General features: G+C 69.7%; 14 protein-coding genes and 1 tRNA gene. 7 read left to right on the forward strand and 8 right to left on the reverse strand.

The features are described 5' to 3' along the window. Positions 1-73: 73 nt before the first annotated feature. Positions 74-577, reverse strand: coding sequence for a glutathione peroxidase (locus tag ACFVAE_RS01350; protein ID WP_378887152.1), 504 nt, complete (start codon positions 575-577; stop codon positions 74-76). 60 nt (positions 578-637) lie between these two features. Here ACFVAE_RS01350 and dusB point away from each other — a divergent pair, with 60 nt between their 5' ends. The 5 genes from dusB (at position 638) to ACFVAE_RS01375 (ending at position 5,990) form a co-directional block, all read left to right on the forward strand. Then, positions 638-1,789 carry a tRNA dihydrouridine synthase DusB gene (gene dusB / locus ACFVAE_RS01355; RefSeq protein ID WP_378887154.1) on the forward strand — a complete coding sequence of 384 codons (1,152 nt, stop codon included), beginning with the start codon at positions 638-640 and terminating at the stop codon, positions 1,787-1,789. Further along, positions 1,779-3,158: a deoxyguanosinetriphosphate triphosphohydrolase gene (locus tag ACFVAE_RS01360; RefSeq protein WP_378887156.1), complete on the forward strand. Its 1,380-nt coding sequence runs from the start codon at positions 1,779-1,781 to the stop codon at positions 3,156-3,158. Before dusB ends, ACFVAE_RS01360 begins: the two co-directional genes overlap by 11 nt. Beyond that, positions 3,158-5,014, forward strand: coding sequence for a DNA primase (gene dnaG / locus ACFVAE_RS01365; RefSeq protein WP_378887158.1), 1,857 nt, complete (start codon positions 3,158-3,160; stop codon positions 5,012-5,014). The genes ACFVAE_RS01360 and dnaG overlap by 1 nt, the downstream gene beginning before the upstream one ends. A gap of 35 nt (positions 5,015-5,049) precedes the next feature. Next, positions 5,050-5,820, forward strand: coding sequence for an ATP-binding cassette domain-containing protein (locus ACFVAE_RS01370; protein ID WP_378887160.1), 771 nt, complete (start codon positions 5,050-5,052; stop codon positions 5,818-5,820). Between the two features lie 97 nt (positions 5,821-5,917). Beyond that, a tRNA-Asn gene (locus tag ACFVAE_RS01375) sits at positions 5,918-5,990 on the forward strand. 62 nt (positions 5,991-6,052) lie between these two features. On the opposite strand, the gene def is transcribed toward ACFVAE_RS01375, so the two are convergent. Beyond that, positions 6,053-6,619, reverse strand: coding sequence for a peptide deformylase (gene def / locus ACFVAE_RS01380; protein ID WP_378887162.1), 567 nt, complete (start codon positions 6,617-6,619; stop codon positions 6,053-6,055). Positions 6,620-6,689: 70 nt separating this feature from the next. Here def and ACFVAE_RS01385 point away from each other — a divergent pair, with 70 nt between their 5' ends. Further along, the gene (locus ACFVAE_RS01385) at positions 6,690-7,730 is read left to right on the forward strand and encodes a DMT family transporter (protein ID WP_378887164.1); all 1,041 of its coding nucleotides are present in this window, start codon (positions 6,690-6,692) and stop codon (positions 7,728-7,730) included. Here the strand turns inward: ACFVAE_RS01385 and pgl are convergent. The 6 genes from pgl to tkt are packed head-to-tail and all read right to left on the reverse strand — an operon-like array spanning position 7,724 to position 15,829. Continuing rightward, a complete protein-coding gene (gene pgl / locus ACFVAE_RS01390) occupies positions 7,724-8,500 on the reverse strand; it encodes a 6-phosphogluconolactonase (protein ID WP_378890435.1) in 777 nt (258 codons plus the stop codon). The genes ACFVAE_RS01385 and pgl overlap by 7 nt on opposite strands. 2 nt (positions 8,501-8,502) lie before the next feature. Further along, positions 8,503-9,438, reverse strand: coding sequence for a glucose-6-phosphate dehydrogenase assembly protein OpcA (locus ACFVAE_RS01395; protein WP_378887166.1), 936 nt, complete (start codon positions 9,436-9,438; stop codon positions 8,503-8,505). After that, entirely contained in the window at positions 9,435-10,979 is a 1,545-nt protein-coding gene (zwf, locus tag ACFVAE_RS01400) for a glucose-6-phosphate dehydrogenase (RefSeq protein ID WP_378887168.1), read from the reverse strand. The genes ACFVAE_RS01395 and zwf overlap by 4 nt, the downstream gene beginning before the upstream one ends. Positions 10,980-11,016: 37 nt before the next feature. Further along, positions 11,017-12,621 (reverse strand): glucose-6-phosphate isomerase, encoded by a 1,605-nt coding sequence (locus ACFVAE_RS01405; RefSeq protein WP_378887170.1) that lies wholly within the window; start codon positions 12,619-12,621, stop codon positions 11,017-11,019. After that, positions 12,618-13,730, reverse strand: coding sequence for a transaldolase (gene tal / locus ACFVAE_RS01410; RefSeq protein ID WP_378887172.1), 1,113 nt, complete (start codon positions 13,728-13,730; stop codon positions 12,618-12,620). The genes ACFVAE_RS01405 and tal overlap by 4 nt, the downstream gene beginning before the upstream one ends. Then, a complete protein-coding gene (tkt, locus tag ACFVAE_RS01415; RefSeq protein WP_378887174.1) occupies positions 13,727-15,829 on the reverse strand; it encodes a transketolase in 2,103 nt (700 codons plus the stop codon). Before tkt ends, tal begins: the two co-directional genes overlap by 4 nt. A gap of 204 nt (positions 15,830-16,033) precedes the next feature. On the opposite strand from tkt, the gene ACFVAE_RS01420 reads away from it, so the two are divergent. Further along, on the forward strand, positions 16,034-16,966 hold the full coding sequence (locus ACFVAE_RS01420; RefSeq protein ID WP_378890438.1) for a heme o synthase: 933 nt from the start codon (positions 16,034-16,036) through the stop codon (positions 16,964-16,966). Positions 16,967-17,101 lie beyond the last annotated feature (135 nt).

The raw sequence follows: 17,101 nt of genomic DNA on the forward strand, positions 1-17,101 counted from the left end.
GGCGGATTGCCGCCGCGGAGACGCTAGGAGACGAACATGTCGAGGGAGGGACGAGGAGGTGAACGCTTTCCGGTCAGCGACCACCGGCGGCGAGAGCGCCCTCGATCGCCGAGACGATCTCGGGGGAGTCCGGCTTCTGCTTCGGACGGAACCGCTGCACCGAGCCATCCGGCGAGACCAGGAACTTCTCGAAGTTCCACTCCACCCGGCCGGCCTTGCCGCCGGCATCCGGGGTCTGCTTGAGAGCCTTGTAGAGGTCTGCGGCGTTCTTGCCGTTGACCTTCAGCTTGTCGTTCACGGGGAACGAGACGCCGTAGGTCGTCGAGCAGAACTCCAGGATCTGATCCATCGATCCCGGCTCCTGGCCGAAGAACTGGTTGCAGGGGAATCCGAGCACGGTGAAGCCGCGCGACTCATAGGTGCGCTGCAGCTCCTCGAGCTGCTCGTACTGCGGGGTCAGGCCGCACTTCGAAGCGACGTTGACCACCAGCACGACGTCGGCTCCATAGTCGTCCAGAGTCTTCTCAGCACCTGAGGCATCGGTGAACGGGATCTGGCGGAGCGGCTGATCGGTCATATTCACAGCCTAGGTTCGCTGCCGCCCGCGGGCGTCCGATTCTGGGAGAATGGAAGGGATATGTCTCTTGCCACCGCACCCGCCAGCGCTCTGCGCATCGGCCCGATCGCTCTCGACGTGCCCGTGGTCCTCGCACCCATGGCCGGGATCACCAATACGGCCTTCCGCCGGCTCTGCCGCGAGTACGGCGCCGGCCTCTACGTCAGCGAGATGATCACGTCGCGCGCACTCGTAGAGCGCAACGCCATCACGATGCGCCTCATCCAGCACCACGAGTCCGAGACGCCGCGCTCGATCCAGCTCTACGGCGTCGATCCCGCGACGATCGCCGAGGCCGTGCGCATCATCGTCGCCGAGGACCGCGCCGACCACATCGACCTCAACTTCGGCTGCCCGGTGCCCAAGGTCACCCGCAAGGGCGGGGGAGCGGCGCTGCCCTGGAAGACCACGCTCTTCGCCGACATCGTCGACCGCGCCGTCAGGGCCGCGGGAGACGTGCCCCTGACCGTGAAGATGCGCAAGGGCATCGACAAGGACCACCTCACGTTCATCGAGGCGGGCCGCGCCGCGGAGGATGCCGGGGCGGCTGCCGTCGCCCTGCACGCCCGCACCGCCGGCGAGTACTACTCCGGACACGCCGACTGGGCGGCGATCGGCGAGCTCAAGCAGGCCGTCACCAGCATCCCGGTGCTGGGCAACGGCGACATCTGGTCCGCCGACGACGCGGTGCGGATGATGGCCGAGACCGGCGCCGACGGCGTGGTCGTCGGCCGAGGATGCCTCGGCCGGCCGTGGCTGTTCGGTGAGCTGGCCGGCGCCTTCGGCGGAGAAGGAGTGCAGGTCGACGCCACGCTGCAGTTCGTGGCCGCGGCTTTCCGCCGTCACGCCGAGCTGCTGGTCGAGTTCTTCGAGGACGAGGACCGCGGATGCAAGGACATCCGAAAGCACGTGGCCTGGTACTTCAAGGGCTACCCGGTCGGCGGCGAGCTGCGTGCGGCGCTCGCGCGGGCCTCCACGCTGCAGGAGATCGACGACCTGCTCGGCACTCTCGGCGACGCGCCCTACCCGGGCGCCGGGGCCGAGGGGCAGCGCGGCCGTGCCGGCTCGCCCAAGCGCACGGCGCTGCCCGAGGGGTGGCTGGACTCGCGCGAGATCGGCGCGGACACCGGTGAGATGATGCGAGGAGCGGAGACCGAGAACAGTGGCGGCTGACCCTTCGGCAGGCTCAGGGACCGATCGATATTCGGCACGCGACTCCGAGCGGTTCTTCGCCGAGACGCACCGTTCCGAGCGGGACGACTTCGCGCGCGATCGTGCCCGCGTGCTGCACTCCGCGGCGCTGCGCCGCCTCGCAGCGAAGACGCAGGTGCTCAGTCCGGCCAGCACGGCGGACTTCGCCCGCAACCGCCTGACGCACTCGCTGGAGGTCGCCCAGGTCGGACGCGAACTCGCCATCGCCCTCGGCGTCTCCGCGGACGTCGTCGACACGGCCTGCCTGAGCCACGATCTCGGGCATCCGCCCTTCGGCCACAACGGCGAGCGGGCGCTGAACGAGTGGGCTGAGAACATCGGCGGCTTCGAGGGCAACGCGCAGTCCCTGCGCATCCTGACCAGGCTCGAGGCGAAGGTCCTCGACGACGGCGATCACTCCGTGGGACTCAACCTCACCCGCGCCAGCCTGGACGCCACCTGCAAGTACCCCTGGACAGTGGACAACCCCGTGCCCGATCCCGGTGGCCGTCTGAAGTTCGGGGTGTACCCCGATGACGAGCCCGTGTTCCGCTGGATGCGCGAGGGCGCCCCGGGGCGGCTGCGCTGCATAGAGGCCGAGATCATGGATCTCTCGGACGACATCGCGTACTCGGTGCACGACTTCGAGGACGCGATCGTGAACGGCTACCTCGACGTCGCCCAGCTCGCCGACCCGGCCGAGCACTACGCGCTGGTCAGCCGCATCCAGCAGTGGGTCGGCTACGACTTCACCCGTGACGAGCTCGCCGACGCGCTGTACCGGCTGAACACGCAGCCGATGTGGCTGAAGTCCTTCGACCGCTCCCGGCGCGACCTGGCACGGCTGAAGAACCTCACCAGCGACATGATCGGCCGCTTCGCCCGGGCATCCGTGTCGGCGACGCGTGACGCCTACGTCGGTCCCTCGCTCGCCCGGTACAACGCGCATGTGGTCGTGCCGCGCGTCGTCGAGGCCGAGATCGCGGTGCTGAAGGGCATCATGGGTCAGGCGATCGTCACGATCGACGCGCGGCGCGGTGTCTACAAGGAACAGCGCCGGGTGCTGAAGCGGCTCGCCGACGCGCTGTGGTCGACCGACACGCTCTGGACAGCCGGTGCCGACGTGCTGGAGCCCGCCTTCGCCGCCGACTTCCACGACGCGCAGACCGACGAGCAGCGGGCGAGGGTGGTGGTCGATCAGATCGCGAGTCTCACCGACCAGACCGCTGTGGACTGGCACAACCGCCTCGTCGGCGACATCGATCCTGCCGAGGTCGGGATCTGGTCGCCGCGCCACGCGCGGCCCGGCGCCCGTGCCAGGGTCGCGGTGCCCGCCGAGGGGGCGCACTGATGCCCCGCATCCTGCAGGCCGACATCGACGAGGTGAAGTCGCGCACGAACATCGCCGACATCGTGGGGGAGCGCGTCGCGCTGAAGTCCGCGGGCGTGGGCTCTCTGAAGGGGCTCTGCCCGTTCCACGATGAGAAGAGCCCGAGCTTCCACGTGCGTCCACAGGTGGGCTTCTACCACTGCTTCGGATGCGGGGCCTCCGGGGACGTCTACTCGTTCCTGCGCGAGATGGACCACGTCAGCTTCACCGAGGCCGTCGAGCGCCTCGCCGGCCGCATCGGGTACTCGCTGCACTACGAAGACGGCGGGGCGGCGCCCGAGACCAGCGGCCGCAGCAGGCTGTACGCGGCGAACACCGCGGCGGCGGAGTTCTTCCGGTCGCAGCTGCTCAGCCCCGAGGCAGAGACGGCCAGGGCGTTCCTCGGCCAGCGCGGCTTCGACTCCGGCGCCGCAGCGCACTTCGGCGTCGGCTTCGCCCCCCGAGGCTGGGACGGCATGCTGAAGGCGCTCACCGCGCAGGGCTTCACCCGGGAGGAGCTCAGCAACGCCGGACTCGTCTCGACGGGCCAGCGCGGCGTCTACGACCGGTTCCGCGGCCGCCTGGTGTGGCCGATCCGCGACGTCACCGGTCAGACGATCGGCTTCGGGGCGCGCAAGCTCTTCGACGACGACCAGGGCCCGAAGTACCTGAACACCCCTGAGACGCCGATCTACAAGAAGGCACAGGTCCTGTACGGGCTCGATCTCGCCAAGCGCGACATCGCCAGGGGCGACCCCCGCCGGGTCGTGGTGGTCGAGGGATACACCGATGTGATGGCCTGCCATCTCGCCGGGGTCACCACTGCGATCGCCACCTGCGGCACCGCGTTCGGCACCGAGCACATCAAAGTGCTGCGCCGGGTGATGGGCGATGTCTCCGCCTCCGGCGAGGTCGTGTTCACCTTCGACGGCGACGAGGCGGGCCAGAAGGCCGCGCTGCGCGCATTCTCGGAGGACTCCCGGTTCACCGCGCAGACCTTCGTCGCCGTCGCTCCTGACGGTCTCGACCCGTGCGACCTGCGGTTGCAGCGCGGGGATGCCGCAGTGCGCGGTCTCATCGACACCAAGGTGCCGATGTTCGAGTTCGCGATCGACCGCAAGCTGGGCGGCTTCGACCTCGCCACCGTCGAGGGCCAGGTGGGCGCGCTGCGCGCCGCCGCCCCGATCGTGGCCGAGATCCGCGACGAACTGCTGCGCCCGGGCTACGAGCGCGTGCTCGCGCGTCGGCTGGGCATGGACCCGACGGCCGTCCACGCCGAGGTGCGTCGCGCATCGCATGGCGGAGGTCAGCAGCAGCGCCGCGAGACAGCGGCGCCGCAGGCTCAGGGCTCGGACGAACCCGCGGTCACCCGCGTGCGCCTCGCAGACCTCCCGCGCACCGGGGACGTCGCGCTCGAGCGCGACGCGCTCATGGGCGCACTGCAGTACGGCCACCGGGTGGACACCGCGCTGCTGGACCGTGCGCTGGCGGAGTCGTTCCGGCATCCGGGGCTGGAAGCCGTGCGCGAAGCCGTCGTCGCGACGACGGACCGCAGCCGCGTCGGCTGGGCGACGGACGCCGCGGACGCCGTGCGGGAGCCGTACCGCGGCCTCGCCGGCGAGCTGCTGATGACCCCTTTCCCGGCGCGAGACGAGGACGGCGCCGTCGCATCCGCCACCGATCTGAGCAGACGGCTGATCCTGCGCAGCATCGAGCGTGAGAAGAACGAACTGCTCGGTGCCGTGCAGCGGGTGCCCGCCGAGTCCGATGGCGGCCGTGCACTGCGCGTGAGGCTGCGCGATCTGGATGCCGAGAGGCAGCGCTTCTCCGAGTCGTAGGCGCAACGTTCGCGTCTGTCGGGCAGGATGGGAGCATGCCCCGACCCGTCAGTGATGCCGCGATCGACTGCTCCGACCTGGTCATAGACCGCATCGGACACGGCGGTGCGACGAGAGCCGTGGACGGAGTCACGTTCACCCTCCCGCCGGGTGAGCTGCTGTGCGTCGGCGGCGCAACCGGTTCCGGGAAGTCGACCCTCGTGCTCGCCCTGTCCGGATCGACGGACCCTTCTCTGCGGATCGTCGGCGGACGCGCGCAGGTCTGCGGCATCGACGCCCGTCGCGGTGGCCGGAAGAAGCGGATGCTGGGCGCGCTCACCGGTTTCGTCGGACAGGGCGCAGGCGGGGATCTGCCCCCGCGGCTGACCGCCGGGGAGATCATCGGCGAGCCGATCACGATCCGTGAGCGCAGGATCAACAGCAAGGCGCTCGCGATCAGGGTCGCGACGCTGCTCGACGAGCTCCACCTGCCGCTGGGCGCGGCGAGCAAGTTCCCCTACGAGCTCAGCGCCGGGATGCGTCAGCGCGTCGCGATCGCACGAGCGCTGGTGATGGAGCCGCGTGTGCTCATCGCGGACGAGCCCCTCGCGAACCTGGACCTGGAGGTGCGCCACGTGGTGTTCGACGCCATCACCCGGCGACGTGAGGAACGGGGCATGGCCGCCCTGATGGTCACCAACGACGCCGACTTCATCCGCGAACTGAACGCCGCCTCGCTGATGCTCCGCGGCGGGCACGTGGTCGCGCGCGGCGTCGGCAAGGACCTGATCTGGGCTCCCAACGCCGAGGCCGACTCGCAGCGCTGAGCGCGGCACGCCCGGGGTGCCCGCCGTGTTCTTGAGCGCTCCCGGAGTTTGCTAAGCTTGTCGAGTTGCCCGCTCTAGGGTGACAAGCCGAGAATGATCCCCTGTAGCTCAATTGGCAGAGCAGCCGACTGTTAATCGGCAGGTTGTTGGTTCGAGTCCAACCGGGGGAGCCGAGAGAAAGCCCCCGCCCTTCCGGGCGGGGGCTTTTCCGTTCTCGGGTCAAGGTGCCCGCTCAGCCCTCGAGGTCGTCGACGCCCGGCATCCAGCTCTTCCCTGGCCGGCCCCAGCCGCGTTTGCGCGCGATCTTCTGCGCGGTCTTCCAATCGCCGTCCGAGAGACGGTCGACGTACAGGATGCCGTCGAGGTGATCGAACTCGTGCTGCATGATGCGTGCGCGCCAGCCGTCGACCTCGATGCGCACCGGTTCGCCCTCGAGATCCGTGCCAGTCACCATGACGCGGTCGGAGCGGCGCAGCGGGAACCGCTCGCCGGGGAACGACAGGCACCCCTCCGACTCGAGGTCGGGGTCGGGTGAGCCGGGCTCGGGCGGCGTCATCCACAGCACCGGGTTGAGGATCGCACCGCGCCAGGGCTGCTCGTCGTCGTCGACGTACGAGTAGGTGTAGATGCGCAGCGGAACGCCGACCTGAGGTGCAGCAAGACCGACACCGGGCGCGATGTCCATGGTCTCGAACATGTCCGCGACGAGCGTGCGCACCTCGTCGGTGACCTCACCGACCTCGTCCGCTGGTGCGTGCAGAACCGGGTCGCCCATGATGCGGATGGCAAGAACAGTCACGCCACAACCCTACTGTGCGCCTGGTTCGGGAACCTCGCCCGGTACAGTCGTACGTGTGAATGGAGCGGGGATGGCGGGGGAAGTCACGGACCAGCTGGTCGGGGTGTTTCAGAACCCCGGGCTGCTGATGGGGATTCCGCTCGCTCTGGCGGGTGCGGTGTTCATGTCGCTCGGTGCCCAGTACCAGCACCGCGGAGTCGAGAAGGTCGAGCGGATCACGGGCACCGAGGGTGCCACAGGGCTCTCGATGACGCAGCTCAAGGGGCTGCTCACACGGCCCTCCTGGCTGATCGGCACTCTCATGCTGGGCTTGGCGGTGGTCTGTCAGCTGGCGGCTCTCGCGGTGGCTCCGCTGATCGTCGTGCAGCCCCTCGGCGCGATCGCGCTGGTCATCACGACCCTGCTGAACGCCCGCATCTCGGGCCAGTCCCCGACACGCCAGTCGCTCACCGCGATCATCGCCTGCGTCGGCGGCATCTTCCTGTTCGTCACGCTCGCGGCGATCTACGCGACCGAGCGCGAGATCACCGAGCGCGACCTCTTCGTCATCCTGGCGATCCTGCTGGTCGTGATCATCCTGCTGTTCGTCAGTTGGCTGGTGCTGCGTCACCGGATGCGGGCGCTGTTCTACGTCACCGGTGCCGGCATCCTGTACGGCTTCGTCGCGACTCTGGCGAAGGCGGTGATCAGCCGCATCCAGGCTGGCGAGTTCGACTGGGTGACTCTTGTCTGCGTCATCGCCCTGGTCTCCGCGGCCGTGGCCGGCGGATACTTCGTCCAGACCGCCTACGCGTCAGGGCCGCCCGACCTCGTCATCGCGGGCCTGACGGTCATCGATCCGATCGTGGCCGTGCTGATCGGCATCCTCGTTCTCGGCGAGGCCGACGCCGCACCCCTGTGGGTGCAGATCGGCTTCGCAGTCGCCGGCGGCATCGCGGTCTGGGGTGTGTTCGGACTCGCCCGGTACCACCCGCAGATGATCAGCGAGAGCCAGGAGCACGCGATCACGCGCGGGAGCACCCCCGCGGCGACCGGCTCCGAGCCGCAGCCGGCAGAACCGGGCACTCCCGCCACGGAGGCTCCGGCTCGACCGGACGATCCCGCTCAGTAGTCGCGGTCGATGAGGTCGGGGGAGACCTCGGACGCAGCTGCCTCGTCCACGAAGAAGACAGTCCGGCGACGGCCCTTCGCACCCGCGGCCGGCACGCTCGCATAGCTCGCGCCCGCCAGCGCGAGGCCGAGGGCGGAAGCCTTGTCGGCACCCGTGAGCACCAGCCACACCCGCTTCGACGCGTTGATCACCGGACGAGTCAGCGTGATCCGCTCCGGCGGGGGCTTGGGCGAGTCGCGGACGGCAAGCACCGCGGCGTCGGTCACGGTCACCTCGGGGCGATCCGGGAACAGCGACGCGATGTGGCCGTCGGGCCCGACACCGAGGAAGCAGACCGCGAACGAGGGCCAGGGCCGCTCGTCCGTGCCGAACCGTGCCAGCTCGGCGGCGTACGCCTGCGCGGCCTCGTCGAGGCTCATCTCGCCGGGGACGGCCGCCTCGTGCACGTTCTCGGCCGGAACCGGGATGTGGTCGAGCAGGGCGCGGCGGGACTGCAGCGAGTTGCGGTCGGCGTCGTCCAGGGCGACGAAGCGCTCGTCGCCCCACCAGAAGTGCACCAGAGACCAGTCGATCTTCGCGGCACGGGGGTGCGCGGCCACGGCGGCCAGGACGGCGCCGCCCATCGAACCGCCCGTGAGGCAGACGTGGGCGATGCGCCCGTCCCTGGTGCGGGCGCGCACCCTGGTCAGAAAGCGGTCGGCGACCCGCGCGGCGAGTTCGGCCGGGGTGGGTTCGACGACGACCGTCTTGATCGCGCGCGCCTGCTCCATCGTCATGCTCCCGTTTCCGGCGGTCCCAGCCGCTCCCAGCCATCGGTGATGACTCGACCGTACAGGACGTCCGCGTCCAGCCTGCGCAGCTCCTCGGCAAGGCACTCGCGCAGCGTGCGGCGCGGCAGGTGCAGCTCGTGGTCCGGCTGCCCGGGCTGGGTGAGCACGGCGACGCCGGGGGCGGGGCGCTCGAGCAGGATGTCGCCGGACGCGCGACGCAGGCGCACCGATTTGATGCCCTCCTGCCAGTGCTCCGGGTCCTCGTAGGACCAGCGCACGGGCACATCGAGCGCCATCTCCAGCCACGCGGCGAGCAGTGCCGTCGACGGCGACGCCGCCGCACCGCGCACCTCCACACCGGTGACAGGCTCGAACGGCGGCTGATCCAGCACTGCGGCGAGCTGCTCGCGCCAGTGCGTCAGACGGGTCCAGGCGAGATCGGTGTCGCCGGGGGCGTGCGTACGACCCAGCAGGGCGAGACGGTCCCGGACATCGGGCGATGTCGCGGCGTCGGTGATGCGACGCTGCGCGATGTGTCCCAGCGGGGATGCGGCGGCATCCGTCGGCGCCTCGTCGGGCCACCAGGCCACGACCGGGGCATCCGGCAGCAGCAGGCCGGTGACGAGGCTCTCCGCGTTGCTCGCGGCCTCGCCGTAGGCGCGCAGGACGACGACCTCGCTGGCGCCGGCGTCGCCGCCGACGCGGATCTGCGCATCGAGGCGGGCGGGGCCGTCTCCGGTGGTGAGCACGATGACGCGCATGGGATGCTCGCGCGAGGCGTCGTTCGCGGCGTCGATCGCGTCCTCGGCCACGCCGTTGCGCGCGGCGATGACCAGGGTGAGCACGCGTCCGAGGGCGACCACGCCGCCCTCCTCACGGACCCTGACGATCTGCTTGGCGATCTGGCTGACGGTGGTGTCGGGAAGGTCGATGATCACGGGCGTCTCCAGACTCGTCCGTCGCGGGCCAGCAGGGCGTCGGCGGATGCCGGGCCCCAGGAGCCGGGTGCGTACTGCTCGAGAGGGCCGCCCTTCGCGGCCCAGTACTCCTCGATCGGGTCGAGGATCTTCCAGGACAGTTCGACCTCCTCGTGCCGCGGGAACAGCGGCGGGTCTCCGAGCAGCACGTCCAGGATGAGGCGCTCATAGGCCTCGGGGCTCGCCTCGGTGAAGGCGTGCCCGTAACCGAAGTCCATCGTCACGTCGCGCACCTGGGTGCCGGCGCCGGGAACCTTGGAGCCGAACCGGATCGTGACGCCCTCGTCGGGCTGCACCCGGATCACCAGGGCGTTCTGCCCGAGCTCCGAGGTGCGGCCGAGCAGGTGCTGCGGTGCGCGCTTGAACACTACGGCGATCTCGGTGACACGACGGCCGAGGCGCTTGCCGGTGCGCAGGTAGAACGGAACGCCCGCCCAGCGGCGGTTGGCGATCTCGAGCTTGACGGCCGCATATGTCTCCGTGGTCGAGCGGGGGTTCATCCCGTCCTCCTCGAGGAACCCGTTGACCTTCTCGCCGCCCTGCCATCCGCCGTCGTACTGGCCGCGTGCGGTCGCGAGCGAAAGATCGGCAGGCAGCTGGACGGCCTCCAGCACCTTCTCCTTCTCGGCACGCAAGTGCTCGGCGGAGAGGCTGATCGGCTCCTCCATGGCGGTGAGCGCGAGCAGCTGCAGCAGGTGGTTCTGGATCACATCGCGCGCAGCACCGATGCCGTCGTAGTAGCCGGCACGGCCGCCGACGCCGATGTCCTCGGCCATCGTGATCTGCACGTGGTCGATGTGGTTGCGGTTCCAGATCGGTTCGTACAGCTCGTTGGCGAAGCGCAGCGCGAGAATGTTCTGGACCGTCTCCTTGCCGAGGTAGTGGTCGATGCGGAAGATCGAGTCCGCCGGGAAGGCGACCTCGAGCGCGCGGTTGAGAGCCCTGGCCGATTCCAGATCGTCTCCGAAGGGCTTCTCGATCACCACGCGCCGCCAGCACTGGTCGTCGTCGGTCGCGTCGCCGACGAGACCGGACTCCTTGAGCTGGCGGGCGACGGTTGGGAAGTCCTTCGGCGGGATGGACAGGTAATAGGCGTGGTTGCCCATCGTGCCGCGTTCGACGTCGAGCTTCTCGACGGTCTCGCGCAGACGGCGGAACGACTCCGGATCGTCGAACGTGCCCTGCACGAACCGGATGCCCTGCAGCAGCTGCTGCCAGGTCTCCTCGCGGAAGGGCGTGCGCGCGTGCTGCTTGACGGCCTCGTACACGACCTGCGCGAAGTCCTGGTCCTCCCAGTCCCGTCGGGCGAAGCCGACCAGGGCGAACCCGGGCGGAAGCAGACCGCGGTTGGCGAGGTCGTACACGGCGGGCATGAGCTTCTTGCGGGACAGATCGCCGGTGACACCGAAGATCACCAGAGCGCTGGGCCCTGCGATCCGGTTCAGGCGGCGGTCGTCGGGGTCACGCAGCGGATTGTGCCCGCGCGAGATGGGTGCTGTCATCGGTAAGTGCCTCGTTCGGTGTCACGGTGCCAGTGGATCACTGGGCGGCTTCGAAGAGCGCCATCACGTCGGCGGACGCGTCGGCGATCGTCAACGACACGACCGGGCGCCCGTGCTGCGCGAGCACGGCGGCGTCACCGGCGGCCTGAGCCTCGATGAGCTGCCCGAACGTGAACGGACGGCCGGGGATCTCCAGATCCACGTCGGTGCGCTCCAGGATCTGCAGGAAGACGCCCTGCGCTGGACCGCCCTTGTGATACTGGCCGGTGGAATGCAGGAAGCGCGGGCCCCATCCGAAGGTCGCGGGCCGACCGGAGTCGGCGGCGACCATCTCGCGCAGACCCTGCAGCTGCGGCAGGTCGAGGCGGTCGACGTACGCCTGCACGGCGACGTAGCCGTCGGCGGGCAGCTCTGCCCACAGTGCGTCGAGAACGCCCTCGATCGTGCCGGCGGAGGCGAGGGCGGGGTTCGAGACCCGCACCTCGATGCCGTCCTCGACGAACGCCGGGGGAGCGGTCTCGGGGCGCGCGTCGAGCAGGCCACGCGCGGCGATCTTCGCCGACTCCACGTCGGGCTGGTCGAACGGATTGATGTCGAGCAGGTACCCGGCGATCGCGGTCGCGTACTCCCACACCAGGAACTGCGCGCCGAGGGTGCCGCTGACGAGGATCTCGCCCTTGTGGCGCTCGGGCAGGTGGAATTCGTCGGCGTCGTCGACCAGGCGCACCAGCTGCAGGTCGGCCGGCTTGTTCTCCACCTCGGGCGAGACAGGCAGCAGGACGACGGGCAGGATGCCGGTGCCGCCCTTTCCGGTGGACTCCGCGATGAGCTGCTCGATCCAGTCCGGCAGCCCGACGATGTGGGTGCCGTCGGTGATCAGGCCGAGCTTGTCCGGCCGCGGGTCCGCCCCGACGATGGCCGCGGCCAGGCGCAGAGCGGGGTTGGACGCGCTGTCGAGCGCGAGCTCCAGGATCAGAGCCTCGGCCTCGTCGAGGAGTTCGGAGATGTCGGCTCCGGCGAGGCCGGAGGGCACCAGGCCGAACGCGGTGAGCGCCGAGTAGCGGCCTCCGACGTTCGGGTCCGCGTTGAACACGCGGTAGCCGGCCTCACGGGCCGAGGCGTCCAGCGGAGAACCGGGATCTGTGACAACGACGATGCGCTCGGCCGGGTCGATGCCGAGGTCGCGGAAGGCCGCCTCGAAGGCGCGTCGCTGCGAGTCGGTCTCGACGGTGGAGCCCGACTTCGAGGAGACGATCAGCGCAGTGTGCTCGAGGTCGTCGTCCAGTGCGGCCAGGACCTGCCCCGGCGCGGTGGAGTCGAGGATCGTCAGCGGCACGCCGGCCGTCTGCGTGATCACCTCGGGGGCGAGCGACGATCCACCCATCCCGGCCAGCACGAAGCGATCGACACCCCGCGCCGCGAGCTGCTCGCGCAGCGCGGTGATCTCGTCGACCAGGGGCCGCGAGTTCGCCACAGCCTCGAGCCATCCGAGACGGATCGACGCCTCGGCCTCGGCCTCCGGTCCCCACAGGGTCGGATCGCCGCTGGTGAGCCGAGTGGCGATGAGCTCTGCGACCAGGCGCGGCACCGTCTCCTCGACGGCCGCGGCCGCCGCACCGGAGACGTGGACCGCGACGCTCATCGGGCGGCCTCGAGCCCTGCTGCGACCTGGGTCAGCAGGTCGTGCCACGAGTCGATGAACTTCGCGACGCCCTCATCCTCGAGAACCTGGGTGACGTCGTCGAAGTCGACGCCCACGGCCTTCAGCCCGGCGAACACCTCACGCGACGCGTCGTACGCGGAGGTCACCGTGTCGCCGGTGACGACGCCGTGGTCGAAGGTCGCCTCGAGGGTCTTCTCGGGCATGGTGTTCACCACGCCGGGGGCGACGAGCTCGGTGACGTACAGTGTGTCGGGCAGTGCGGGGTCCTTCACGCCGGTCGAGGCCCACAGCGGCCGCTGCAGAGTGGCTCCGGCATCCAGCAGCGCCTTGGCGCGATCCGAGGCGAAGGTCTGCTCGTAGAGCTCGTACGCGAGGCGTGCGTTCGCCAGGCCCGCCTTGCTCTTCAGCGCAGCAGCCTCGTCGGTGCCGATCGCCGCGAGACGCTTGTCGGTCTCGGTGTCGACGCGCGACACGAAGAACGAGGCGACCGAATGGATCGTCGACAGGTCGATGCCCGCGGCCTTCGCGGTCTCCAGCCCGGTGAGGTAGGCGTCGATGACCTCGGCGTAGCGCTCCAGGCTGAAGATCAGCGTGACGTTGACGCTGATGCCGGCGCCGATCGTCGCGGAGATGGCGGGCAGGCCGGCCTTCGTCGCGGGGATCTTCACCAGCAGGTTCGGGCGGTCGACGCGCTCCCACAGCTCCTTGGCCTGTGCGATGGTGCCCTCGGTGTCGTGGGCGAGGTCGGGGGAGACCTCGATCGACACGCGACCATCGACATGGTTCGTGGCGTCGTACACCGGGCGGAACACGTCCAGCGCGTCGCGGACGTCCTGCGTGGTCGCCGCGAACACGGCGTCGACGGCGGATGCCCCGGATGCGGCGAGCTCGTGCACCTGGGCGTCGTAGGACGTGTCGTCGGGGTTGGTCATCGAGTTGGCGAAGATCGTCGGGTTCGTGGTGACGCCGACGACGTTCCGGGTCTCGATGAGCTGCTGCAGGTTGCCCGAGTTGATGCGGGTGCGGGACAGGTCGTCGAGCCAGATGCTGACGCCGGCGGCCGAGAGGTCTGCGGTGGGGGTGCTCATGCGTTCTCCTTGATGCTCTCGCGCGCCGCCTGGGCGACGGCCTCGGCGGTGATGCCGAACTTCTGGAACAGGGTCTTGTAATCGGCGGAGGCGCCGAAGTGGTCGATGCCGATCGAGCGGCCGCGGTCTCCGACGATTCCGCGCCAGCTCAGCACCGATCCGGCCTCGACCGAGACACGGGCGGTGATCGCCTTCGGCAGCACGCTCTCGCGGTACGCCTCGTCCTGCTCGGCGAACCACTCCAGCGACGGCGCGGACACCACGCGGGAGTTCACGCCCTCGCCCGCAAGGGTCTCGCGGGCTGCGACAGCCAGCTGCACCTCGGAGCCGGTGGCGATCAGGATGACGTCAGGGGTGCCGTTCGGCGCCTCGGCGAGCACGTAGGCGCCCTTCGAGGTGTTCGCCGCCGAGGCGAACACCTCGCCGGATGCCGCGCCCTCACCGCGCTCGAACACGGGGATGTTCTGGCGGGTCAGCGCGATGCCGGTGGGACCGCCGTGCCGGCTGAGGATCTCGAGCCACGCGGCCGCGGTCTCATTGCCGTCCGCGGGACGGACGACGGTGAGGTTCGGGATGGCGCGCAGCGCGGCGAGCTGCTCGATCGGCTGATGCGTCGGGCCGTCCTCGCCGAGGGCCACGGAGTCGTGCGTCCACACGAACACGCTCGGCACGTTCATCAGTGCGGCCAGACGCACCGCGGGGCGCATGTAGTCGCTGAAGATGAGGAAGGTGCCGCCGAACGGACGGGTCGGGCCGTGCAGCACGATGCCGTTCAGGATCGAGCCCATCGCGTGCTCGCGGATGCCGAAGTGCAGGACACGGCCGTAGGGGCTGCCGTTCCAGTCGTGCGTGGACCACTCGGCGGGGATGAATGATGCGGCCCCCGCGATCGTGGTGTTGTTCGAACCGGCCAGGTCGGCGGAGCCGCCCCACAGCTCGGGCAGCTGCGGCGCGAGCGCGTTGATGACCTTGCCGGATGCCGCGCGGGTGGACACATCGGTGCCGGCCTCGAAGACCGGCAGCGCGCTCTCGATGCCCTCGGGCAGTGCGTGCGCCTCGAGGCGGTCCAGCAGGGCCTTGCGATCGGGGTTCGCCGCGGCCCAGGCATCGAAGGTCGTCTGCCAGGCGGCGCGCTCCTCGGCGGCGCGGTCGCCGAGTTCACGGGTGTGCGCGATGACGGCGTCCTCGACGACGAAGGACTTCTCGGGGTCGAAGCCGAGCACGACCTTGGTCGCGGCGACCTCGTCCGCGCCCAGCGCGTTGCCGTGCACCGACTCCGTGCCGGACTTGTTCGGTGCGGGCCAGCCGATGATCGTCTTGAGGATGATCAGGGTGGGCTTGCCGGTCTCGGCCTTGCCCTGCTCGATGGCGTCGTCCAGCTCCTGCACGTCCTCGACGTACTGCCCGGTGCGACGCCAGTCGACCTCGAGCACCTGCCATCCGTAGGACTCGTAGCGCTGACGGACGTCCTCGGTGAAGGCGACATTCGTGTCGCCCTCGATCGAGATCTGGTTGGAGTCGTAGATCGCGATCAGGTTGCCGAGCTGCTGGTGGCCTGCCAGCGAAGAGGCCTCGCTGGTGACGCCCTCCTGCAGGTCCCCGTCGCCGGCGATCACGTAGACGTGGTGGTCGAACGGGCTGGTGCCTGCTGCGGCATCCGGGTCGAACAGACCGCGCTCGTAGCGGGAGGCGTACGCGAAGCCGACCGCCGATGCCAGGCCCTGGCCGAGCGGGCCGGTGGTGATCTCGACGCCCTTGGTGTGCCCGTACTCGGGGTGTCCGGGGGTCAGCGAACCCCAGGTGCGCAGCGCCTCGAGGTCGGACAGCTCGAGGCCGAAGCCGCCCAGGTAGAGCTGCACGTACTGGGTGAGGGACGAGTGGCCCACCGAGAGGATGAAGCGGTCTCGGCCGATCCAGTGGGTGTCGGCCGGGTCGTGGCGCATGACCCGCTGGTACAGCAGATAGGCCACGGGAGCAAGGCTCATCGCCGTACCCGGGTGACCGTTCCCGACCTTCTGCACGGCGTCCGCCGCCAGTACACGGGCGGTGTCCACCGCTCTCCGGTCGAGATCGTTCCAGATGAGTTCCGCCACGGTCATGCCCCTTCTGACAAGGAAAAAGGCGCCCGTATTCCTGCGCGATCCGCGTCGTCACGGAGGTGAGTGTGCAGCGTCTGGGGCGCGCGAGTGATCCCCAGCATAGTGCGGCGCGAACGGCATGAAGCGGTAGATTGCGGCGCCGGTCACGCGCGCCCGGTGCCGTAGACTGAGAGGAAACTGTCAGCTTTTCGCATGGAGGAGGCGATCACGATCACGACCGTGTCGCAGACCGATGCCCGCACGCACTCGCTCGGTCAGAAGATCCGTGGTTATGTGGCGCTGACGAAGCCCCGGGTCATGGAGCTCCTGCTGGTCTCCACCGTGCCGGTCATGATCCTCGCCAAGGGCGGGACGCCGTTCACCTGGTCCGACGTCGGGCTCATCCTCGCGACGGTACTCGGCGGCGCCATGAGCGCCGGCTCCGCAGCGTCCTTCAACATGTACCTCGATCGAGACATCGATGTGCACATGAAGCGCACCGAGAACCGGCCGCTGGTCACCGGCGAGGTGTCGCCGCGCGGCGCGCTGGTGTTCTCCTGGACCCTCGCCGTCGTCTCGACCGTCTGGCTGTGGCTGACGACCAACTGGCTGGCGGCGACGCTGTCGGCCGTCGCCATCTTCTTCTACGTGGTCATCTACACGATGATCCTCAAGCGTCGGACCGAGCAGAACATCATCTGGGGCGGCATCGCCGGCTGCTTCCCGGTGCTCATCGGGTGGACGGCTGTGACCGGCTCACTGGCCTGGCCGCCGATGGTGCTGTTCGTCCTGGTCTTCCTGTGGACTCCCGCGCACTACTGGCCGCTGTCGATGAAGTACAAGGACGACTACGACGACGTCGACGTGCCCATGCTCGGCGTCACGCGCTCCCCGTCGCAGGTGGGCCTGCAGGTCATCCTGTACGCCTGGGCGACCGTCGCCTGCTCGCTGCTGTTGATTCCGGTCGCCGGCATGGGCCTGGTCTACTCCGTCTCCGCGGTCGTCTTCGGCGGCTGGTTCATCTACGAGTCGCACCGCCTGTACAACCGCGCCGTGCACGGCAACGAGCCGCGCCCGATGCGTGTGTTCCACGCATCCATCACCTATCTGACGCTGATCTTCCTGGCCGTCGCGGTCGACCCGCTGATGCCGTTCTGATCCGCAGATGAAGGAGGTGGGGCCCCCCGGGGGGGGGGCGCCGCCCTCGGTTGCGGGGGCCCGCCGGGGGGGCGCGCCCCCCGGCGCGGGGGGGGGGTGCGCCCAGCCCCGGGGGGGGGCGGCCGGCGGGTGCCG

The organism is Microbacterium sp. NPDC057659, assembly GCF_042799915.1.
Taxonomy (GTDB): Bacteria; Actinomycetota; Actinomycetes; order Actinomycetales; family Microbacteriaceae; genus Microbacterium.